This window comes from Conexibacter sp. SYSU D00693 (assembly GCF_017084525.1).
Classification (GTDB): Bacteria; Actinomycetota; Thermoleophilia; order Solirubrobacterales; family Solirubrobacteraceae; genus Baekduia.
In genome coordinates, this window is the sequence record NZ_CP070950.1 from 3,423,937 (window position 1) to 3,444,937 (window position 21,001).

General features: G+C 73.9%; 23 protein-coding genes. 17 read left to right on the forward strand and 6 right to left on the reverse strand.

The annotated features are described in order from the left end of the window. The first annotated feature begins 21 nt into the window (after nucleotides 1–21). Nucleotides 22–240, forward strand: coding sequence for a hypothetical protein (locus JUB12_RS16970; RefSeq protein ID WP_205696625.1), 219 nt, complete (start codon nucleotides 22–24; stop codon nucleotides 238–240). On the opposite strand, the gene JUB12_RS16975 is transcribed toward JUB12_RS16970, so the two are convergent. Next, on the reverse strand, nucleotides 237–710 hold the full coding sequence (locus JUB12_RS16975) for a DUF2269 family protein (protein WP_205696626.1): 474 nt from the start codon (nucleotides 708–710) through the stop codon (nucleotides 237–239). The two genes, JUB12_RS16970 and JUB12_RS16975, sit on opposite strands and share 4 nt — an antisense overlap. 49 nt (nucleotides 711–759) lie before the next feature. Between JUB12_RS16975 and JUB12_RS16980 the strand changes: the two genes are divergently transcribed. Beyond that, nucleotides 760–2,361 (forward strand): serine hydrolase, encoded by a 1,602-nt coding sequence (locus tag JUB12_RS16980; protein ID WP_205696627.1) that lies wholly within the window; start codon nucleotides 760–762, stop codon nucleotides 2,359–2,361. A gap of 45 nt (nucleotides 2,362–2,406) precedes the next feature. Here JUB12_RS16980 and JUB12_RS16985 read toward each other — a convergent pair whose 3' ends face one another. Then, nucleotides 2,407–4,044: a methylmalonyl-CoA mutase gene (locus tag JUB12_RS16985; protein WP_205696628.1), complete on the reverse strand. Its 1,638-nt coding sequence runs from the start codon at nucleotides 4,042–4,044 to the stop codon at nucleotides 2,407–2,409. Nucleotides 4,045–4,069: 25 nt separating this feature from the next. Between JUB12_RS16985 and JUB12_RS16990 the strand changes: the two genes are divergently transcribed. The 5 genes from JUB12_RS16990 to JUB12_RS17010 all read left to right on the forward strand — a co-directional run bounded on the left by JUB12_RS16990 (nucleotide 4,070) and on the right by JUB12_RS17010 (nucleotide 7,204). After that, on the forward strand, nucleotides 4,070–4,705 hold the full coding sequence (locus JUB12_RS16990; RefSeq protein ID WP_205696629.1) for a molybdenum cofactor biosynthesis protein MoaE: 636 nt from the start codon (nucleotides 4,070–4,072) through the stop codon (nucleotides 4,703–4,705). A 31-nt stretch (nucleotides 4,706–4,736) separates the two neighbouring features. After that, nucleotides 4,737–5,672, forward strand: a complete 936-nt coding sequence (locus tag JUB12_RS16995) for an SMP-30/gluconolactonase/LRE family protein (protein WP_205696630.1) — start codon at nucleotides 4,737–4,739, stop codon at nucleotides 5,670–5,672. A 23-nt stretch (nucleotides 5,673–5,695) separates the two neighbouring features. Continuing rightward, nucleotides 5,696–6,379: a hypothetical protein gene (locus JUB12_RS17000; RefSeq protein WP_205696631.1), complete on the forward strand. Its 684-nt coding sequence runs from the start codon at nucleotides 5,696–5,698 to the stop codon at nucleotides 6,377–6,379. Nucleotides 6,380–6,399: 20 nt separating this feature from the next. Beyond that, nucleotides 6,400–6,786 carry an ATP-binding protein gene (locus JUB12_RS17005; RefSeq protein WP_205696632.1) on the forward strand — a complete coding sequence of 129 codons (387 nt, stop codon included), beginning with the start codon at nucleotides 6,400–6,402 and terminating at the stop codon, nucleotides 6,784–6,786. A 76-nt stretch (nucleotides 6,787–6,862) separates the two neighbouring features. Next, nucleotides 6,863–7,204, forward strand: coding sequence for a GNAT family N-acetyltransferase (locus JUB12_RS17010; RefSeq protein WP_371822341.1), 342 nt, complete (start codon nucleotides 6,863–6,865; stop codon nucleotides 7,202–7,204). A gap of 9 nt (nucleotides 7,205–7,213) precedes the next feature. Here JUB12_RS17010 and JUB12_RS17015 read toward each other — a convergent pair whose 3' ends face one another. Further along, on the reverse strand, nucleotides 7,214–8,095 hold the full coding sequence (locus JUB12_RS17015; protein ID WP_205696634.1) for a GGDEF domain-containing protein: 882 nt from the start codon (nucleotides 8,093–8,095) through the stop codon (nucleotides 7,214–7,216). Nucleotides 8,096–8,172: 77 nt separating this feature from the next. Then, the gene (locus tag JUB12_RS17020) at nucleotides 8,173–8,709 is read right to left on the reverse strand and encodes a ferritin (RefSeq protein ID WP_205696635.1); all 537 of its coding nucleotides are present in this window, start codon (nucleotides 8,707–8,709) and stop codon (nucleotides 8,173–8,175) included. Nucleotides 8,710–8,766: 57 nt separating this feature from the next. On the opposite strand from JUB12_RS17020, the gene JUB12_RS17025 reads away from it, so the two are divergent. From JUB12_RS17025 to JUB12_RS17055, 7 genes are all read left to right on the forward strand, one after another. Next, entirely contained in the window at nucleotides 8,767–9,714 is a 948-nt protein-coding gene (locus JUB12_RS17025; RefSeq protein WP_205696636.1) for a UDP-glucuronic acid decarboxylase family protein, read from the forward strand. A gap of 131 nt (nucleotides 9,715–9,845) precedes the next feature. Then, on the forward strand, nucleotides 9,846–11,360 hold the full coding sequence (locus JUB12_RS17030) for a sugar transferase (RefSeq protein ID WP_241004301.1): 1,515 nt from the start codon (nucleotides 9,846–9,848) through the stop codon (nucleotides 11,358–11,360). 39 nt (nucleotides 11,361–11,399) lie between these two features. Beyond that, entirely contained in the window at nucleotides 11,400–12,437 is a 1,038-nt protein-coding gene (locus JUB12_RS17035; protein ID WP_205696637.1) for an endo-1,4-beta-xylanase, read from the forward strand. Nucleotides 12,438–12,474: 37 nt separating this feature from the next. Continuing rightward, nucleotides 12,475–13,251, forward strand: coding sequence for an ABC transporter permease (locus JUB12_RS17040; protein ID WP_205696638.1), 777 nt, complete (start codon nucleotides 12,475–12,477; stop codon nucleotides 13,249–13,251). After that, nucleotides 13,248–14,018, forward strand: coding sequence for an ABC transporter ATP-binding protein (locus JUB12_RS17045; RefSeq protein WP_205696639.1), 771 nt, complete (start codon nucleotides 13,248–13,250; stop codon nucleotides 14,016–14,018). Before JUB12_RS17040 ends, JUB12_RS17045 begins: the two co-directional genes overlap by 4 nt. Then, on the forward strand, nucleotides 14,008–14,373 hold the full coding sequence (locus tag JUB12_RS17050) for a hypothetical protein (protein WP_205696640.1): 366 nt from the start codon (nucleotides 14,008–14,010) through the stop codon (nucleotides 14,371–14,373). Before JUB12_RS17045 ends, JUB12_RS17050 begins: the two co-directional genes overlap by 11 nt. Next, entirely contained in the window at nucleotides 14,370–15,395 is a 1,026-nt protein-coding gene (locus JUB12_RS17055) for a glycosyltransferase (RefSeq protein WP_205696641.1), read from the forward strand. The genes JUB12_RS17050 and JUB12_RS17055 overlap by 4 nt, the downstream gene beginning before the upstream one ends. Here JUB12_RS17055 and JUB12_RS17060 read toward each other — a convergent pair. Further along, nucleotides 15,392–17,203 carry a hypothetical protein gene (locus tag JUB12_RS17060; RefSeq protein WP_205696642.1) on the reverse strand — a complete coding sequence of 604 codons (1,812 nt, stop codon included), beginning with the start codon at nucleotides 17,201–17,203 and terminating at the stop codon, nucleotides 15,392–15,394. The two genes, JUB12_RS17055 and JUB12_RS17060, sit on opposite strands and share 4 nt — an antisense overlap. 71 nt (nucleotides 17,204–17,274) lie before the next feature. Beyond that, a complete protein-coding gene (locus JUB12_RS17065) occupies nucleotides 17,275–18,099 on the reverse strand; it encodes a WecB/TagA/CpsF family glycosyltransferase (protein ID WP_205696643.1) in 825 nt (274 codons plus the stop codon). 67 nt (nucleotides 18,100–18,166) lie between these two features. Here JUB12_RS17065 and JUB12_RS17070 point away from each other — a divergent pair, with 67 nt between their 5' ends. The 3 genes from JUB12_RS17070 to JUB12_RS17080 all read left to right on the forward strand — a co-directional run bounded on the left by JUB12_RS17070 (nucleotide 18,167) and on the right by JUB12_RS17080 (nucleotide 21,001). Further along, on the forward strand, nucleotides 18,167–19,162 hold the full coding sequence (locus JUB12_RS17070) for a glycosyltransferase family 1 protein (RefSeq protein ID WP_205696644.1): 996 nt from the start codon (nucleotides 18,167–18,169) through the stop codon (nucleotides 19,160–19,162). Beyond that, nucleotides 19,159–20,130, forward strand: coding sequence for a glycosyltransferase family 2 protein (locus JUB12_RS17075; protein ID WP_205696645.1), 972 nt, complete (start codon nucleotides 19,159–19,161; stop codon nucleotides 20,128–20,130). Before JUB12_RS17070 ends, JUB12_RS17075 begins: the two co-directional genes overlap by 4 nt. Before the next feature lie 142 nt (nucleotides 20,131–20,272). Then, a complete protein-coding gene (locus JUB12_RS17080) occupies nucleotides 20,273–21,001 on the forward strand; it encodes a glutathione S-transferase family protein (protein WP_205696646.1) in 729 nt (242 codons plus the stop codon).

Below are 21,001 nucleotides of genomic sequence, written 5' to 3' on the forward strand. Positions count from 1 at the left end.
GTCAAACGGCGAGGACCCGTCGTGGTTCGTCGTCGCCGCGCCGCTGGCCGACGCGCTCTGCTCTTCGGCTCGGTCGCCCTCGCCGTCTCCCTGCGCCGCGCCGGCCGGGTTCCCGCCGCCCTGGCGATCGGCCTGCCGCTGACGTGGCTCGCCGCCCTGCCGCTGTCGATGGTCGGCGGCGGGATCGTCGCGGGCGCGTGCTGGCTCGTCGTCGCCAGCCGCACCGCCCAGGAGGCCTAGGGCTTCACGACCATGAAGAACAGCGCGACGAGCACGAGGAGCGAGGCGATCCCGCCGACCGTCCGCTGGCGCTGCTCGAGCGCGCGCAGCTCGGCGCTCGGCTCGCCGCCGGCCTCCAGGTCCCGCTGGGAGGTCGCGGCGAGCTTGCGCTCGGTCGGCGTGAGCACGGCGCCGGCCAGGCCCATGATCACGACGAGCAGCAGGAAGGGGATCGTCACCCAGCTCTGGTCCCAGAGGTCGCGGTCGCTGGCCATGTAGACCCCGGCGACGAGGGCGACGGTCGCCGCGGGCGCGATGACCTTCGACCCGATCTGGGCCTGCATCCCGTAGATGGCCGGCATCGCGCTCGCGTGCTGGCGCTGGACCCACGGGATGACGACGGGGTAGACGAAGACGACCCCGAAGGCGATGACGATCGCCGTCACGTGGATCCACTTCACGACGTCGTAGAACATGATCGCGACGGGCATCGTGGGCCAACGCTACATTCGCCGCCCGACGGGAGAGGGAGCGACGGCGATGGGTCGATGGGTCGGTGCCGCGGTGGCGGCGCTCGTGGTGGTGGCGGTGGGTGCGCCGGGCGCGCAGGCCGCCGCGAAGGCGTGCGGCGAGCCGGGCGCGACGTGGGAGCGCGCGACGCCGGCCGAGGCCGGCATGGATGCGGCCGGGCTGCAGGGCGCGATCGACCACGCCGGCGGCAGCCTCGCGTTCGCCACGCGGATCTACCGCAACGGCTGCCTCGTGGCCGCCGACCGCAACGCGTCGGCGACGAGCCGCGCGCAGTACGAGAGCTGGTCGATGGCCAAGTCGATCACGTCGCTGGTCTTCGGCCGCGCCATGACGCTCGGGCTCGTGTCGCCCGACGACCCGGTCGGCGCGCTGCTGCCCGAGGCCGACCGCGCCCACGGCGCCGTGACCTTGCGGGACCTGCTGACCATGACCTCGGGCCTGCGCTGGAACGGCCTGCGCGACTACGACATCGCGATGCCCGATCGCCTCGGCGACGCGCTGCGCACGCCGATCGTCCACGAGCCGGGGACGTACTACGAGTACTCGCAGTCGGGGCCGGCGCTGCTGGCCAACGCGGTGGAGCGCGCCGTGGGGGAGGACCTCCAGGCCTTCGCGCAGCGCGAGCTCTTCGGCCCGCTCGGGATCAAGGCGACCGACTGGCGCTGGACCCGCGACAGCAAGGGCCAGGAGCAGGGCTTCTTCGGCATGAACATGCGCCCGGACGACTACGGGCGCCTCGGCGAGCTGCTGCGCCGCGGCGGCGTGTGGCGCGGCAGGCGACTGCTGTCGACCCGCTACGTGCGCGAGTCCACCGCGCCCAGCGCCACGAACGGCTGCTACGGCTGGATGCACTGGGTCAACGGCGGCAAGCCGTGCATCGGCCCCCGCATCACCGACCGTCCGAAGAGCCCGACGCGCGACTTCCCCGGCCTGCCGAGCGACATGTTCCGCTTCTCCGGCCTGCTCGGCCAGCTCGTCACGGTCTTCCCGTCCCAGGGGATCGTCGTCGTGCGCAACGGCATCGACACGTTCGTCGACTTCACGGGCGGCGGCGGGTGGGAGCTCGGCCTCTACGAGCGCGTCCTCGGCTCCCTGCGCGACGGGACGCCCGTCGAGTCGCCCGGCGACGCGGCGCAGGCGTCCAGGATCGAGGAGCGCCCGGGCGAGGACGTCGGCTTCCAGAAGGCGGTCCTCGAGCTCGACCAGGTCACCGCCCCGTTCCTCTCGGGCGCCCTGCCGGCCGCGGGGCCCCAGCGCGCGCGGGCGCTGCGCCTGCGGCTCGCCTCGCCGTCCGCGTCCCGGGCTGGGCGCGTCGCGCTGCGCGCCACGTGCCCCGAGCGCTGGCCGGGCGGCGCGCGCCGGTGCGTCGGCGCGGTGGCGCTGGACGGCGCGCCGGCCCGCGCGTCCTACGACCTCGCGCCGGGCGAGACGCAGGTCCTGCGCCTGCGGCTCGGGTCGGCGGCGCTGCGATCGCTGCGGGCGGCGCGCTCGCGGACGCTGGGCGCGAGCGCGGTGAACCGCGACGCGGCGGACGGGGTGCGCAGCGAGGTGGCGCTGGTGGTCAAGGCGCCGCCGAAGCCGCGGCGCCCGGACCACCAGCGAGGAGCGTGACGTCCCGGGTCTCCAGCACCCCGAGCGTCACAGACTCCCGGCGGCCTAGAAGGTCGGCGTGTACTTCCCGAACACGTCCTGCAGCGCCCCGCACACCTCGCCCATCGAGCAGCGGTCGCGCAGCGCGTCCTTCATCGGGTAGAGGAGGTTCGCGTCGGTCCGGGCCGCCTCGCGCAGCTCCTCGAGGCGCTTGTCGACGAGCTCCTGGTCGCGGTCGGCCTTGAACGCCTTGAGCCGCTCGACCTGGTCGTGCTCGGACTTCGGGTCGACGCGCAGGAGGTCCGGGACCTCGATGTCGTCCTCGACGAACTTGTTGACGCCGACGACGATGTCCTGCTCGAGGCGGTAGCGCTCCTGGTAGCCCCAGGCCGACTCGTCGATCTCGTTGGTGATGAACTCGATCGCGTTGACCGAGCCGCCGAGGTCGTCGACCTTGGCGATGAGCTCGTTCGCGCGGGACTCGATCTCCTCGGTGAGCGCCTCGACGAAGTAGGAGCCGGCGAAGGGGTCGACGGTGTCGGTGGCGCCGGACTCGTAGGCGATGACCTGCTGGGTGCGGATCGCGATCTTGGCCGAGGCCTCCGTCGGGAGGGCGAGGGCCTCGTCGAAGCCGTTGGTGTGCAGCGACTGGGTGCCGCCGCAGACCGCGGCGAAGCCCTGGAGGGCGACGCGCATGATGTTGTTCTGGGGCTGCTGCGCGGTCAGCGTCACGCCGCCGGTCTGCGTGTGGAAGCGCAGCATCTGGGCCTTCGGGTTCGTGGCCCCGAAGCGGTCGCGCATGATGTGCGCCCACATCCGCCGGGCGGCGCGGAACTTCGCGACCTCCTGGAAGACGTTGTTGTGGCCGTTGAAGAAGAAGGCCAGGCGCGGGGCGAACTTGTCGACCTCGAGGCCGGCGTCCAGCGCGGCCTGGACGTAGGCGATGCCCGAGCACAGCGTGAACGCGACCTCCTGGACCGCCGAGCACCCCTTCTCGCGGAAGTGGTAGCCGGAGATCGAGACCGTGTTCCACTTCGGGATGTTCTCCGCGCAGTAGGCGAAGAGGTCCGTCGTGAGCCGCATGGTGGGCTCCGGCGGGTAGATGTAGTTCCCGCGGGCGATGTACTCCTTGAGCACGTCGTTCTGCGTGGTGCCGCGCAGCTGCTCGCTGGGCACGCCCTGCTCCTCGCCGACGAGCTCGTAGAGCAGCAGCAGGACGGCGGCCGGGGCGTTGATGGTCATCGACGTCGAGACCTGGTCCAGCGGGATCTGGTCGAACGCCGTGCGCATGTCGTCGATCGTGTCGATCGCGACGCCGGTGCGGCCGACCTCGCCGAGGCAGCGCGGGTTGTCGGAGTCCAGGCCGAGCTGGGTGGGCAAGTCGAAGGCCATCGACAGGCCGGTCGAGCCCTTGGACAGCAGGTAGCGGTAGCGCTCGTTGGACTCCTTCGCGCTCGCGTAGCCCGCGTACTGGCGCATCGTCCACAGCTGCTTGCGGTACATCTCGCGGTGCACGCCGCGGATGAACGGGAAGTCGCCGGGCTCGCCGAGCTCCAGGTCGGCCGGGACGTCGTCCGGCGTGTAGAGCGGCTTGACCTCGATCCCCGAGTCGGTGAAGCGGCGGGGGTCGTCGGGCCCGACGATCGGGGCGACGGTCAGCCGCTCGTCGCCCGCGTCGGCCGGAGGGTGCTCGGTCGTGGCCATGGGGCGGAAGGCTACGCTCCGCGACGTGAGGGTGACCGTGCGGCTGTTCGCAGCGCTGCGCGAGCGCGCGGGACGCGACGCGCTCGAGCTCGACCTGCCGGACGGCGCCACCGCCGCCGACGCGCTGGACGCGGTGCAGGACCTCGCCCGCGGCTCCTCGCTCGTCCTCGCCGTCAACCGCGAGTACGCGACGCGCGACACGGTCCTGCGCGCCGGTGACGAGCTCGCCGTCGTCCCCCCGGTCAGCGGTGGCGAGGCGACCCCGACCCACGCGGCGGTGGTCGACCGCCCGATCTCCACCGACGACCTCCTCGCGCGCGTGCGCGATCCGCGCGCGGGTGCCGTCGTGACCTTCAGCGGCACGACCCGCGACGTCGACCACCTCGACTACGAGGCCTACGCCGAGATGGCCCAGGAACGCATCGCCCGGATCGTCGAGGAGGCCGTGGCGCGCCACGGGCTCTGCGCCGCCGCGGCCGAGCACCGCGTCGGCCGCGTGGCCCTGGGCGAGGCCTCCGTCGTCGTCGCCGTGAGCGCCCCGCACCGCCCCGAGGCGTTCCTCGGCGCCCGCGAGGTCATCGACCGCATCAAGGCCGAGGCCCCGATCTTCAAGCGCGAGGAGGGCACGTGGAAGGAGGAGTCCGTCCCTCCGACGGGTTGAAGTGCGCGCCGCCGTGGGAGAAGGTCGTTGCATGAGGCAATTGATCGCCGCGACCATCGCGGTCGCCGCCCTCGTGGCGGCGGCGCCCGCGTCCGCGGCTCACCCCGCCACGATCCGCCTGCCCGACGGCTTCCAGCCCGAGGGCATCGCCGCCGGCGCGAGCCAGTCGCTCTACGTCGGCTCCATCTCCACCGGCGCCATCTGGCGCGGGGACGCCCGGACCGGCACCGGCTCGGTGCTCGCCCAGGGCCAGTCGGGCCGCAGCGCCATCGGCATCGAGGTCTACGGCGGGCGCATCTTCGTCGCCGGAGGTGCCACCGGCATGCTGCGCGTGCAGGACTCGGCGACGGGCGCCGACGTGGTCCAGCACCGCGTCGCCACCCCGGGCACCACGTTCATCAACGACGTCGCGGTGACCCCGCAGGCGGCGTGGTTCACCGACTCCCGCCAGGCCGCGGTCTACGCGCTCGGCCGGGCCGGCGAGCCGCCGATCCGCGTCGCGCTCAGCGGCGACCTGGTGATGCAGGAGGGCAACAACCTCAACGGCATCGTCGCCGTCGGCAGCCGCCTCGTCGCGGTGCAGTCCAACACGGGCAAGCTGTTCGACATCGACCCGCGGACCGGCGCGACCGACGAGATCGACCTCGGCGGCCAGACGCTGCTCAACGGCGACGGCATGTTCAACCGCGGCCGCACGATCTGGGTCGTGCAGAACCGGCTGAACCAGGTCGTCGAGCTGCAGCTCTCCAAGGACGGCAGGTCGGCCTCGCTGGTGCGCACGATCCGCGAGGGCGCCTTCGACGTCCCGACGACGATCGCTCCGGCCGGTGGCTTCCTGTGGGCCGTGAACGCGCGGTTCGGCATCACCGCGCCGGCGACGGCGCGCTTCGACGTCGTCCGCACGGACCTCCCGGCGGCGACCAAGCGCAAGCTGTTCCCGCCCAAGAAGCGGACGGGCTCCTCCTAGCGCCGGTGGTGGCGGCGGGCGCCGTGGCAGATCCCACGGCGCCCGGCCGCCACCCTGCGCTTGACGTCGCGCTCGACGGGCGCGTCGCCCATGGCAGCGACGTCGTCGTCGTGCTCGGCGACGCGCGCGTGGCCGCCCGGACCTCGTGGTTCGGCGGTCCGTTCCACCAGCTGCGTCCCGCCGCCCCGGTCGCGGCCCACCGCGGCGACCGGCTCCTCCTCCAGGACGTCGACGGCGCGCCCCTGGCCGCCGGGCTGGTCCTCGACCCCGCGGCGCCCCGTCACGGCACCGGCAACGAGGTGCTGATCCGCCTGCGCCGGGTGCTCGACGGGCTCCGCGGCGCCCCCGCGCCCCCGCCCGACGAGCCTGGCGACGAGGCGCTCGCCGCGGCCGACGCCGCCCTGCGCGCCGCCGGGCCCGCGGGCCTGGTCCCGGCCCCCGCCGACGCCCCCGCCGTGGGGTTCCTCGTGCGCGCCGGCCGCGCGGTCGCCCTCGGCGACACCGGCCTGCACGTGCACGCGCGAGCGTTCGCGCGCGCCGAGGAGGCGGCGCTCGCCCGCGGCTCCGCCGGCGCCGTCAGGGCGCAGCACCTCGCGCAGGACCTCGGGGTCCCGGCGCCCGTGGCCGCGGCGCTCCTGGCCCAGCTCGTCGCCGAGCGGGTGCTCGTCCCCGGCGACGACGGCCTCCAGGTGCGCGGGCGGCGCTGACCCGTCACGATGCACCCTCCGTGCCGGAGCACCGCATCCCCCACGGGACCGACGCGCCGGGCTACGGCCGCGCGGCGGTCCGCGCGCTGCTCGGCGACGAGGACGCGCGCACGGAGCACGTCGAGCTCATCGTCTCCGAGCTGGTCTCCAACGCGGTGAAGTACGGCCCGGGTGAGCCGCTGACGCTCAAGCTCGCGCACGACGAGGACGGCGTCGTGCGCGGCGAGGTCTGCGACGAGGGCACGCCCGATCCGGACCTGGCCCTCGCCGACCTCGGCGACCCGCCCGCCCCCGGGTCGACGGGCGGCTACGGCCTGCACATCGTCGACCTCCTCGCGTCGCGCTGGGGCGTGCGCGAGGGCAGCACGCACGTCTGGTTCGAGGTGGACCCTGCCGACCGTCCGTGAGCTCGCGCCCGGCGAGGAGCACCTCGCCGCCGCCGCGCTGCTCGAGCTGCGCCCCGCCTTCGGGGACGCCGGCACGCTGGCGCGGGCGGCGGCGGCCCAGCGCGCGGACGGCTACCGGCTCCTGGCCTCCTTCGCCGACGGCGACGACGTGGCGGCCGCGGCCGCCGGCTTCCGCGTGGTGCGCAACCTGGCGTGGGGCGTCGCCCTCTACGTCGACGACCTCGTCACCCGCGAGGCGCATCGCGGCGCCGGCCATGCGACCGCCCTGCTCGCGGCCCTCGACGACGCCGCGCGCGCCGAGGGCTGCCGTGAGCTGCACCTCGACTCCGGCGTCCAGCCCGAGCGCCAGGCCGCCCACCGCCGCTACTTCGGCCACGGCATGCGGGTGAGCTCGTTCCACTTCCAGAAGGACGTCTGAGCCGTCGCCCTACGGCAGCGTCGCGCCGACGACGACCTGGTCGCGCCCGGCGCGCTTGGCGTCGTAGAGCGCGAGGTCCGCGCGGCGGACCAGGTCCTCGGGAGGCTCCTGGCCGTCCCAGGAGGCGATGCCGACGCTGAGCCCCACGCCGATCTCCGGCGCGACGGCCCGCAGCTCGCGCGTGACCGCGATGCGCAGGCGCTCGGCGCTGGCCCGCGCGGCGGCGGCGCCGGTCTCCGGCAGCACGGCGAGGAACTCGTCGCCGGCCCAGCGCCCGACGACGTCCTCGGAGCGCAGCCGGCGGCGCATCCCCTCCGCGGCGGCGACGAGCAGCCGGTCGCCCACCGCGTGGCCGAGCGTGTCGTTGACCTGCTTGAACCGGTCGAGGTCGCAGAGCAGGACCGTGAGCGCGTGGTCGTGGCGGCGCGCCGCGCTGAGCAGCGCGGCCAGGCGGCCCTCGAGGTAGCGCCGGTTGGGCAGGGCGGTCAGCGCGTCGGTGTAGGCGAGCTGCTCGAGGGCGACGGTCCGCGCGTGCAGCTCGCCGCGCAGCGCGGCCAGGCGGGCGGCGCTGCGCAGGCGCGGCCCGAGCTCCGCCGCGGCGTGGGCGCTCAGCAGCACGTCGTCGACCGCGTCGGTCCACGCGGCGACGTCGGCCGGGTCGTCCAGGAGGGCGACCGAGCCGGTCGAGAGCAGGTCGGGGTCCTCGCGCACGAGGACGGCCACCTCCCGCGCCCCGGCGGCGCCGGCGTCCAGGACCAGGACGTCCGGCCCGGTCTCCCGCGCGAGGCGCAGCGCCTCGTCGTGCTCGGTCGTCGCCATCAGGCGATGGGCAGCGCTCGCGCGGTCCAGCAGACCGCGCCGGTCGCGCCCGGTCAGCGCCACGACGTCCACGTCCGTCGGCGTACCCGCCCCGCCCGATCGTCGGACCGGGCTGTCCGGTGACAGTCAGTCAGTCCGACATGCCGGCGCTACAGCGCGCCGCCGGCCGCCGTGGGCGCGCCGGCCTCGTCCTCCTCGCCGCCGCCGAAGTCCTCGCGCGCGAGGAACTCCTCGACGCGCAGCGGGTCGTTCTCGGCGTAGCGGACGATGCGCAGCAGGTCCGACATGGTCGAGACCTCCTCGACCTGCTCCTTGAGGAACCACTGCATGAACTGCTCGGACTGGTAGTCGCCGTGCTCGCGCGCGCTGGCCGCGAGCGCCGCGATCTGGTCGCTGACGCGCTTCTCCTGGTCGAGCGCGAGCTGCACCGGCTCGACGATCGACCCGAAGCGCGTCTGGGGCGCGGCCACGCCCGGGACGCTGACCTCGGCGTCGGCGTCGAGGAGGTACTGCACCATCATCATCGCGTGGTTGCGCTCCTCGAGCGCCTGCGCGTAGAAGAACGCGGCCATGCGCGGCAGCGTCTCGCCGTCGTAGTGCACCGCCACGGCGATGTACTGCTGCGAGGCGGCGAACTCGTAGGCGATCTGCTCGTTGAGCTTCTCGACGAAGGCGGCGGCGGGCATGCCCGGCACGCTATCGGTCGAGGCGGCGCCGTCCGGCTCGTCGGTACGCTGGGACGGATGTCCACGTGCCTGGTCACTGGCGGGGCGGGGTTCCTCGGGTCGCACCTGTGCGACGAGCTGCTGCGCCGAGGCCATCGCGTCATCTGCGTCGACAACCTCGAGACGGGGTCGCTCGCGAACATCGAGCACATCCGCAACCCGGAGTTCACCTGGTTGCAGCTCGACATCGTGGAGCCCTACTTCGTCGACGAGCCCGTGGACTTCGTCTACCACCTGGCCTCGCCGGCCTCGCCGATCGACTACCTGCGCATCCCGCTGCACACGCTGAAGGTCGGCTCCTACGGCACGCACCACACGCTGGGCCTGGCCAAGAAGCACCGCGCGCGCTTCCTCATCGCCTCGACCAGCGAGGTCTACGGCGACCCGCAGGTCCACCCGCAGCCCGAGTCCTACTGGGGCCACGTCAACCCGATCGGCCCGCGCGGCGTCTACGACGAGGCCAAGCGCTACGCCGAGGCCCTGACGATGGCCTACCACCGGGCCCAGGGCGTGGACACGGCGATCATGCGGATCTTCAACACCTACGGCCCGCGCATGCGCCCGCACGACGGCCGCGCGATCCCGACCTTCCTGCGCCAGGCGCTCTCCAGCAAGCCGATCACCGTCTTCGGCGAGGGCGCCCAGACCCGGTCCTTCTGCTACGTCGACGACCTCATCCGGGGCATGATCGCCCTGGCCGAGTCCGGCGAGCACGACCCCGTCAACATCGGCAACCCGGACGAGTTCACGCTCCTCGAGCTCGCCCAGACCGTCATCGAGGTCACGGGCTCGTCGTCGGAGATCGTCTTCGAGGCGCTGCCCACCGACGACCCGCAGGTCCGCCGTCCGGACATCACCCGCGCGAAGGAGCTGCTGGGCTGGGAGCCGGCCATCGCCCTGCGCGAGGGCCTCGAGCGCACGATCGAGGCGGCCGGCGCCGACGTGCTCGTGGGGGCCGGTCGCTGACGGACGCCGGCATGTGTCGCCTGCCGCTCAGAGGGCAGGCCGGGGTGTGGATGCGGCGTCCAGTTGCCGATACTTCTGCCATCGTGGGTCGTTCAGGGGACTGAATGCCGCGCACGGAGGCACCGGATGCCGTGCGGCAGGGGACCGCACAGCTCGAGGCGCCCAGCACGCCGCTGGAGCAGCCTGGCATCGCCATGCCCGCGCGCGACGTGCGCGCCAAGCGCCCGCCGGCGCTCGGGTTCCTGCTGCGCTTCGAGACGCTGCGCCGTGCCGGCCGCGTCGCGATCCTGCTGTTCCTCGACTTCTGGGGCATCTACCTCGGCCTCTTCACGGCGCTCGCGCTGAAGGCCGCGGCGCGCGACGCCTTCGTCCTGCGCGTCGCCGTCGAGCAAGCCCAGGACTACGTCCCCTTCGCGTTCCTCGTCGCCTCGCTGCTCTTCGCGCGCAGCGGCCTCTACGGCGCGCGGGCCGAGCGGCCCGGCCTGGTGAAGATCGTCGCCTGCCTGTTCCAGACGATGGTCGTGGCGGCGCTGTACGCGATCGTCAACGGGATCGACTTCCAGAGCTACTACCTCTTCTACGGCTCGCTGTTCTTCGGCGTCGCCTACGTCTCGACGTTCCGCTACGCCTACGAGCAGGGCTCCGGCATCCTGCTGCGCGCCGCGGGCTACCGGCGGCGGGCGGTCCTCGTCGGCCGCGGCGAGCAGATCGACGCCGTGGGCCACGCGCTCATGGACGGCGGCCACACGCCGGTCAACGTCGTCGGCTTCATCTCGATCACCCCGCGGCCCGACAACGGCCTGCGCTCGCTGGGGCAGCTGCAGGACCTCGGCGCCGTGCTCGACCAGCACCGCGTCGACGAGGTGATCATCGCCGACCCGGACTTCCCGCAGGACCAGGCGGTCGAGCTCGTCGAGCAGGCTCACCGCCGCGGCGTGCGCGTGCGCATCGCACCGTCCACGATGGAGATCCTGGTCCACCGCGCGGAGTTCGTCCCGGGCCACTCGGTGCCGCTCTTCGAGCTGCGCCCGCCGGTGTTCGACGGCTTCGACTTCGCGGTCAAGCGGACGTTCGACATCGTCGTCTCGTCGCTGCTGCTGCTCGTCCTCAGCCCGCTCCTGCTGGTCACGGCCGCGGCGATCCGCCTCACGTCGCGCGGCCCGATCGTCTACCGGTCGATCCGCCCGGGCATCGGCGGCGTGCCGTTCGCCTGCTTCAAGTTCCGCACGATGTACCGGGACGCCGACCAGCGCCAGGCCGACCTCGAGTCGCTCAACGAGGCCTCGGGCGCGCTGTTCAAGATCAAGGACGACCCGCGGATGACGCCGGTCGGCAAGGTCCTGCGCAAGTTCTCGCTGGACGAGCTGCCGCAGCTGGTCAACGTGCTGCAGGGGCGCATGTCGCTCGTCGGCCCGCGCCCGCTGCCCCAGCGCGACTTCGACATGCTCGACGACTGGCACAAGAAGCGCTACCTGGTGCTCCCGGGGATCACCGGGCTGTGGCAGGTCTCGGGCCGCTCGGAGCTCGACTTCGACGACCTCGTGCGCCTCGACTTCCTCTACCTCGAGCGCTGGTCGGTCTTCCTCGACCTGACCATCCTGCTCAAGACGATCCCGGCCGTGTTCGCGCGCCGGGGCGCCTACTAGCCGCCCGGTCCCCTGCGCCGCGCGGCGATCGGCTTCGTCGTGGTGGTCGCGCTGCTCGTCGGCGTGGCGGCGCTGCGCGGGACGCTCGACGGCGTGCCCGACCGCGACGCGCCGGCGGTCTCGCCGCTGCGCCCGGCCGGCGACCGCTACGCGGGGGTGGCGATCCGGGCCGACCTGCTCGACGACGAGGGCTACGCCGAGCTCGCGGCGCGCGCCTACGGCGCGGTGACGCCGGAGAACGAGCTCAAGTGGGAGCGCACGCAGCCCGAGCGCGGGCGCTACACGTTCGACGACGCCGACCGGGTGGTCGACTGGGCCCGCTCGCACGGGATGCGCGTGCGCGGGCATGCGCTCGTCTGGCACCTGCAGAACCCGCGGTGGCTCACGGACCTGCGGCCGTCCCGGCGCCGGGCGATCGCGCTCCTGCGCGACCACATCCGGACCGTGATGGGGCACTTCCGCGGGCGCATCCACGAGTGGGACGTCGTCAACGAGGCGGTCGAGGACGACCGCGGCGCGCTGCGCGACACGCCGTGGCTGCGGTGGATCGGGCCGGAGTACGTCGACCTCGCGTTCCGCTTCGCGCGCGAGGCCGACCCGCGCGCGCGGCTCGTCTACAACGACTACGGCGCCGAGCAGGAGGGCACGAAGGCCGACGGCGTCCTGCGGCTGCTGCGCGGGCTCAAGGCCCGCGGCGTGCCGGTCGACGCGGTCGGCCTGCAGGGCCACGTCTCGACCGAGCGGCTGCCCGGGTTCACGGCGACGCTCGAGCGCTATGCGGCGCTCGGCCTCGACGTGCTGTTCACGGAGGTCGACGTCCGGGTGCCGGTCGGCGGCGACGGCGCGCCGACGGGCGGCGAGGCGGCGCTGGCCGACCAGGCCGGGCGCTACGCGACGCTCGCGCGCGGCTGCGTGGCGCTGCCGGCCTGCAAGGGCTTCGTCGTCTGGGGCGTCGACGACGCGGACTCGTGGGTGCCCGAGGCCTACCCCGGCGAGGGCGCCGCGCTGCCCTTCGACGGCGACCTGCGCGAGAAGCCCGCCTACGGCGCGCTGCGCGACGCGCTGGCGGGCGGCTGACGCGGCCTCCGCCGCTCCTGCGATCCTCCCGGGCCGCGTGCGCGACCTCCTTCGCTACCGCTTCCTGTTCGAGCAGATGGTCCGGCGCGAGCTGCGCCAGAAGTACCAGGGCTCCGTCCTCGGGATCGCCTGGTACATCGTCAACCCGCTCGTGCTGATGGGCGCCTACTACCTGATGTTCGGGCGCGTCTTCAAGGTCGCCCAGCACGACGACTACCCGCTGTTCCTCATGGTCGGGCTGGTGGTCTGGATCTTCTTCAACCAGGCGGTGCTCGGGGCGGCGCCGTCGCTGCTAGACCACGGCTCGCTCATCCGCAAGGCGCGCTTCCCGCGCGAGACGATCCCGGCCGCGTCGGTCGCGGTGCAGTTCGTGACGTTCCTCGTCGTGCTCGTGCTCGTCGCGCTCGTGACGTTCGTGCTGCGCGGGACGCTCGACGTCTCCATCGTGCTGCTGCCGGTGGTCCTCGCCGCGCTGTTCGCCTTCGTCCTGGGCTTCGCGCTGGGCGTCGCGATCCTGCACGCCTACTTCCGCGACGTGGCGCCGATCCTCGGGGCGGTCCTGCTGCCGTGGTTCTTCCTGTCGCCGATCTTCTTCGAGCCCTCCGACATCACGACGTCGGGCACGTACAAGGCGCTGCTGTCGTGGGTCAACCCGGTCGCGCCGTTCATCGAGGCGGTGCGCGACATCGTCTACGGCGGCGTGTGGCCCGACGGCCCGACGATGCTCTACGTGCTCGTGGCGGCGACGCTCGTGCTCGGCGCGGGGTCGTTCGTCTTCCGCCGCATGCAGCGCGAGCTGGCGGTGGTCGTGTGAGCGCGGCGATCGACGCGGGCGTGGCGCCGGGGGAGATCGTCCTGCAGGGCGCGTGGCGGGCGTTCCAGATCCGGGCCGACCGCGGCGGGACGCTGAAGGAGGTCCTGCTCGGCCGGCGCGGCGGCGGGCCCCCGCCGGTGCAGGCGCTGCGCGACGTGTCGCTGCACATCGCCCCGGGCGAGACGGTCGGGGTGATCGGGCGCAACGGCGCCGGGAAGTCCTCGACGCTGCGCGTCCTGGCCGGGATCGTCCCGCTCGACAAGGGGCGCGTGGCGATCGGCGGGCAGGTCGTGTCGCTGCTCGAGCTCGGGGCGGGCTTCGGCCGCGACTTCTCGGGGCGGGAGAACATCCTGCTCAACGGCGCGCTGCACGGCCTGCAGCGCGAGGAGATCGAGGCGCGGATGGACGCGATCGTCGAGTTCTCCGAGCTGGGCGACTTCATCGACGTGCCGGTCAAGACGTACTCGTCGGGCATGTTCGTCCGGCTCGGGTTCGCGATCGCCGCCCACCTCGACGCCGACGTCCTGCTCATCGACGAGGTCCTCGCCGTCGGCGACGAGGCCTTCCAGCGCAAGTGCGAGACGCGGATCGCCGAGCAGGTGCGGGCCGGGGCGACGCTCGTGCTCGTCTCCCACGACGCGGCGCTGGTGGAGCGCACCTGCGCGCGGACGATCGTGCTGGACCACGGCGAGGTCGCCTTCGACGGCCCGACCGCCGAGGGCATGCCCTTCTACCACCGGATGATGGGGACCGACGGTGGAGCCTGAGCGCGCGCTGGAGCTGGCGCGCGAGCGCGCGGCGGCGGCGCGGGCGCGAGGCGCCTACGCCGACGACCTGCGCGGCTTCGCGATCGCGCCGACGGACCGCATCTCGACCGAGCAGCTCATGGAGTGGGCGGTCATCGAGCCCGACGAGACGCTCATGCGCTCGACGCGGCGGCTCGGTGCGCCGATCACGTGGTTCAAGCGGCTGCTGCTGCGCGGCCTGCAGCAGCACTTCAACGAGCTCACCAGCCAGCAGAGCCGCTTCAACCTCCACGTGCTCGTCCACGTCGCCGAGCTCGAGGACCGCGTGCGCCGGCTGGAGGAGGAGGCCGCGCGCCGGCCGCCGCCCGCGCCGTGATCGTCCACCAGGTGCTCAGCGGGGCCGGCCCGGTCGACGCCGTGACGGTCCAGGCACTGCGCATCCAGTCGCTCATGGCGCGCTGGGGCTGGAAGGGCGAGGTCTGGGCGGGCCACATCGACCCGCGGATCGCCAAGCGGGTGCGGTCGCTCAGGGACCTCGCGCCCGAACCCGACGCGACGCTCCTCATCCACTACTCCGCGTACGCCCCGCGGCTGCGCCGCGTGCTCGACCTGCCCCAGCGCAAGGTCCTGCTCTCGCACAACGTCACGCCGGCCCGGTGGTTCTGGGACTACGAGCCGACGATCGCCATCCACTGCGCGCTCGGCCGCCGCCAGCTGCCGGAGTACGCCGCGGCCTGCGAGGTCGTGGCCGGCGTCAGCCACTACAACGCGGCCGAGCTGGGCTCCGACGTCGTCATCCCGATCCTCTTCGACCCGGCGCACCTGGGCGCGGCCGGCGACGCCGCGGTCAGCCGGCCCGCCGGCAACGAGCTGCTCTTCGTCGGCCGCCTCGCCCCGCACAAGCGCCAGGACGAGCTCATCCGGCTGGTCGCCCTCCTGCGCCGCCACCGCGTGCCCGACGCGACGCTGCGCCTGGTCGGCGAGCCGCTGAACCCGAAGTACCTCCAGGCGCTGCGCGGCCTGGCCGAGGAGCTCGCACCCGGCGCCGTGACCTTCGAGTCGTCCTTGAGCGACGCCGAGCTCGCCGACCGCTACCGCCGCGCCGCCGCCTTCGTCTGCCTCTCCGAGCACGAGGGCTTCTGCATCCCGGTCCTCGAGGCCATGCACCTCGGCGCCCCCGTCGTCACCCGCCCCGTCGGCGGCATCCCGGAGGTCGCCGGCGACGCCGCCCTCCTCGTGGAGGACCGCGACCTCGCCGTCGTCGCCGAGGCCGTCGCGCTCGTGCTCGAGGACGCCTCCCTGCGCTCCACCCTCGTCGCCCGCGGCCTCCAGCGCCCGGCGGCCTTCTCGCCCGACGCGACGGCGGCGAAGCTGCGCGCGGCGCTCGAGACGGCCTAGAGGTCCACCACCGTCACCGGCTGCACCATCTCCTGGGAGCAGCGCTCGCGGCCGGGGGTGCGGGGGTCCTGGCGCCAGAGCGACCACTCCTCGAGGGTCGCGACCGGGCGGCCGATGGCGTCCCTCGGGCGGGGCAGGTGGCGCTTGCCCAGGACGTAGTCGGCCTTGCGGGAGGTCTGGACGTGGGGGTAGCTCGTGCCGAGCAGGGGCTTCTGCGAGCAGAGCGGGCGCTCGTGGAGCATGAAGGCGACCCAGTTCTGCTCCTGCGGGTCGACGTCGAGGCGGATCGAGTCGCCGGGCGGGACGACGTTCGCGAGGGAGCGCAGCTCGAGGGTGCGCTTGGGCAGCTGGTCGAAGGTCTGGCCGAGCTCGTGGTTGGCGGAGGAGACGCCGAGGGCGAGGAGGGCCAGGAGGGCGACGAGGGCGATCGCGCGTTGCCGGATGCGTCCGAGGCCGACCGCGACGACGAGCAGCGCGAAGGGCGCGCAGAAGGCCAGGACCTTGAAGTGGAAGTAGAAGCCGAAGTCGCGGATGCGGAACCAGATCGCGAAGACGACCGCGAAGGCGACGACGGCGACCACGCCGCGGGCCAGCAGCGGCGGGACGCTGCGTAGCGCCCGCCAGCCGCCGTACACGAGCACCGGCGCCAGGAGGCCGAGGGCCAGGCCGCTGGGCAGCCCGAGGAACCACGCCTCCTCGTAGTAGGTCGTCAGGTCGCCGCCCCAGGTGCGCAGTGAGCGCGTCGGGTCGACGACGACGTTGCCGCCGCTGACCACCTTCTCGAGGACCCCGAACAGCGGCAGGACCAGCACGAGGCCGAGCGGGACCGCCCAGACCAGCGAGCGCCGCGTGAGCCCCATCCGCCGAGGTGAGAGGCGCCGGCGTTCGGGCCACAGCCAGACGAGCAGCGCGATGCCCGGGATCGGGAGCATGAGGGGGTAGGCGAAGACGCCGACCGCGCTCACCAGCCCCAGCAGCACCAGGCCGCCGCGACTTCGCTGGGTCACCGCCCACCAGGCCAGGACGATGATGAACGGCATCGTCATGAAGCCCCACGTCTGGTTGAAGTAGGGGTGCATGACGGTGTGGAGGACCATCCGGTCCAGCCCCACGAGCCCCGTCGCCAGCAGCGCGACCCACAGCGGCGCGCGCAGCAGCTCGCGCGCCACGAGGAAGAACCCGAGGCAGGCGATCGCCAGCAGCAGCGCCCCCTCGGTCGAGATGACCTGGAAGACGTCGAGCCCGGCGACGCGGGCGTGCGCCGCGAGGGCGTAGTAGATCGGCGGCTTGGAGCGCCACTGCAGCCAGACCTCGTCGACCGGCTCCTCGACGGCCTTGGAGGTCGGGTGGTGGTCCTGCAGGAACTCGGCGGTGCCGACCGCCATGTGCGCGTCCTGGCCCTCGCCGCCGACGGTCACGAAGCCCGCGCGGAAGAGGGGGATGAGCGCGACCGCCATGAGCAGCAGCGCGACGTACGTCGGCCAGCCCGACCGCCGCCACGTCGCCGCCGCGGGCACGCCGCCGGTCCGGCGCACCGCGACGACGCCCACCGCCACGCCGGCGAGAGCGACCGCCGCCAGCGACACGTTGAACGGCACGTCGACGTAGCCGAGGACCGTCATGCCGAGCGCCAGGGCGCACGCCCCGATCGGCAGGACCCACAAGGGCTCGTAGCGGCGCAGCCCGTCGGGCAGCAGCAGCCGCGTCAGGCCGAACCCGCAGACCGCGAAGAGCGCGACGCCGGCGGCCCCGGCACGCACGAGGTCCGGGATCGCGCCCTTGCCGACGACCCCCGCCGTCTCGGCCATGTCCAGCGCCAGGAGCGCCGGGAGCAGGGCCAGGAGCGCCGTCCGCAGCCACGGACGGCCGTCCAGCCAGCTCAGGACCGGGCGGCGCCCGCGGGGTGCTGCCGGGCCCGGGCCTGCGCCATCACGCGGCTCACGAACACCGGGTTGCCCAGCAGGTAGCGGCGCCACATCCGCTGTGGCTCCACGGCGAGGCGGAAGATCCATTCGAGCCCATTGTCGGCCAACCAGGCGGGTGCCCGCGGCACACGCCCCGAGACGTAGTCGAACAACGCACCGACAGTCCACAGGACGGAGGCGTCGACGCGGTCCTTGTTGTGCTCGACCCACAGCTCCTGCTTGGGCGAGCCCATCCCGACCAGGACGATGTCGGGCCTCTTGGCGTTGATGTCCTCCACCACGCGCTCGTCGTGCGGGGAGCCCGCGTCGAAGTAGCCGTGGTGGGTGCCGGTGACCTGCAGGCGCGGGTACCAGCGCCGCAGCCGTGCCGCGGCCTTCGACGCGACCCCCGGGTCCGAGCCCAGGAGGTAGATCGAGCGGCCCTGCGCCTCGCACAGCGCGGCGAGGCCCCAGATCCAGTCGGCGCCGGTCATGCGGTGGGGGATCTCGACGTCGAGCGCCTTCGCGGCCAGACGCACGCCGTAGCCGTCGCAGTAGACGAGGTCGGCGGTCTCGAGCGCCTCGCGCAGGGCCGGCGTCTCGGCCGACTGGTTGAGCACGTGGGCGTTGACGTACATCACGCGCCGCGGTGCGCGGACGTGCCCGTCGTCGGCCCAGGCGGTGATCCGCCGCAGCATGTCCGCCGGGCGGCTGAGGTCGATCGGGATGTCGAAGATCCGCGACTGCGTCACGCCGTCGTGCCGGTCTGTGTCCTGCTCGAGCACCCCGCCCTCGGCCATGTCGACCTCCGTGCCGTCGTTCCCCTACGAGCGGCCGTGGATGGTACGCCCATAGGGTGCCGGGCGCATGCCGATGGTCCTCGTCGACGCGCGGGACGCCTACCTCGAGCCGCTGCGCGGCTGGGGGCGCTACGCGCGCGAGCTCGTGGAGCACCTCGCCCCGGACGACCTCGAGGTCCGGACGGTGACCCGTGGGGGCCGCGGGCCGGAGGTGCTCTTCGAGCAGGTCGAGCTGCCGCGGATCGCCAGGCGCCTGGGCGCCAACCTCGTCCACGCGCCCAACTGCTTCCTGCCGCTGCGCCGGCCGTGTCCCGGCGTCGTGACGATCCACGACCTCGCGTTCGAGGCGCTGCCCGGCGACTTCTCGCGCAAGACCGGCGCGAAGTACCGCTGGGCCACGCCGCGGGCGGCCCGGTCGGCCGAGCGGGTGGTCTGCGTCTCGCAGTGGACCGCCGACGACGTCGTCGCCCGCTACGACGTCGACCCGTCCAAGCTGCGCGTCGTCCCCAACGCGCCGTCGCTGCCGGTCGGCGACGGGCCGGTGCCCGCGTCCGTGCCGGTCGGCGACCGGGGGTACGTCATGGCCATCGGCGACCTGCGCCCGAAGAAGAACCTCCCGCGCCTGGTCGAGGCGTGGCGGCGGGCCGACACCGGGCGGGCGCTGGTCCTGGTGGGGGCCGGCACGTGGCCGGACGGGGCGCCGCCGGAGGGCGTCGTGCTCACCGGCTACCTGCCCGACGCCGAGCTCGACGCGCTGCTGCGCGGCGCGGACCTGCTCGTGCACCCGTCGCTCTACGAGGGCTTCGGCCTGGTGGTCGTCGAGGCGATGGTGCGCGGGACGCCGGTCGCGTGCGCGGACGCCACGGCGCTGCCCGAGACGGCCGGCGGCGCGGCGCAGCTCTTCGACCCGCTCGACGTCGACGCGATGGCCGGCGCCATCTCCGCCGCCCTGGCCGACCGCGAGCGCCTCAGCGCCGCGGGCCGCGCCCGGGCCGCCGACTTCTCCTGGGAGCGCACCGCCGCGCTGACCGCCGACGTCTACCGCGAGGCGCTCGCGGCGTGAGCACCCGGCGCACGACGATCCTCGTCCTCAGCGTGGACGAGGCGCCCTACCTCGAGCACTGCCTGCCCGCGGCGGTCGCCCAGCCCGACAGCGAGGTCGTGGTGATCGACAACGCGTGCACGGACCGGACGCGGACGGTCTGCGAGGAGCACGGCGTGCGGGTCGTGGGCCTGCGCGAGCGGGTCTCCTACGCCGCGGCGATGAACGCCGGGCTCGCGGCGACCAGCGGGCCGGCGGTGCTCGTGCTCAACGCCGACTGCGTCCTGGACCCCGGCTTCCTCGCCGCCGCCGCGCCGCGCCTCGAGGACCCGGCGGTGGGGTCGGTCGCGCCCCGGCTGATCCGCTCGACGAGCATGGAGCCCGCCGATCGCCTCGACGTCCTCGACGCCGCGGGGATGACGATCGACCGCCGCCGCAAGAACTCGCTCGTCGCGCACGGCGAGCCGGCGTCGTCGCGCACGACGCAGGGCGAGGCCTTCGGCGGCGACGGCGCGTGCGTCCTGTACCGCCGCGAGGTCCTCGACGCCTGCGCGGTGGGCAAGGAGGTCTTCGACGAGGACATGGCGCTGTGGGCCACCGACGCCGACCTCGCGTGGCGCGCCCGCACCCTGGGCTGGCGCTGCGTCTACGAGCCGCGGGCGGTCGGCTGGCACAAGCGCTTCTACTCGCCGACCACCCGCGGCGCGCTGCCCGCCGAGCACCGCACGCTGCAGTTCCGCAACCGCCTGCTCATGGTGGTCAAGAACGACACGCCGGGCGCGCTGCTGCGCGACCTGCCGTTCTGGCTGACCTGGGAGGTCCTGGCCTTCGGCCACGCGCTGCTGCGCGAGCGGACGCTCCTGCGCGGCTACGTCGACTTCTGGCGGCTGGCGCCCCGCGCCCGCAGGCGCCGGGCGATCCTGCGCGAGCGCCGCGGCGGCCGCGCGTCCGCGCCGGTCCCCTTCGGCCTGCGCCCGCCGCGCAGCTAGCGCGAAGAAGGGGACAGTCCCCTCCTTCGCGCGGACGGCGAACCACGCGATGTGCAGGGGTTTGAGAAGCAGGGGTCAGACCCTCCTCCTCACGGCGTGCGAAGAAAGGGACAGTCCCCTGGTTCGCGGCTAGGGTCGGCACGTGCCCCAGATCACCCTCCACGTCCTGCCGCCGTCGCACCCGTCGCACGCGGCGGAGCTCGCGCTGAAGCTCAAGGGCCTCGAGTTCGAGAAGGTCGAGCTGCAGCCCGGGCCGCACGTGCAGGCGATGGCCGACGTCTACGGCGAGGGGCGCACGACGGTGCCGGGCATGGTGGTCGACGGCGAGGCCGTGCACGGGTCGATCCCGATCTGCCGCAGGCTCGAGGAGCTCGCGCCCGAGCCGACGCTGTACCCGTCGCAGGAGGTCCTCGAGGCCGAGGAGTGGGCCGAGCGCGAGCTCCAGCCGCTCGGGCGCCGGCTGCCCTGGGGCGCGCTGTGGTTCCGCCCCGAGCACCTGAGCCTCGTCGGGGGCGCCACCGAGCCGCTGGACCCGGCGGGGACGGACTTCGCGATGAAGGTCATCCGCGCGACGTGGAAGTACCACGGCCTGACCGCGGTGCAGGTCGCCGAGGCCCTCGAGGCGCTGCCGGGCGTCCTGGACCGCGCCGACGCGCTGGCCGAGCAGGGCCTGCTCGGCGAGGGCGACCGCCCGACCGGCGCCGGCCTGCAGGTCGGCTCGACGCTGCGGGTCCTGCACTTCGTGGGCGACCTGCACCCCCTGCTCGCGGGCCGCCCGTCCGTCGAGCTCGGCGCGCGGTGGTTCCCGCACCCGCAGGCGTCCGTGCCCGCCGGTGCGCTGCCGGCGGGCTGGGTGCCCCAGCCCGCCTAG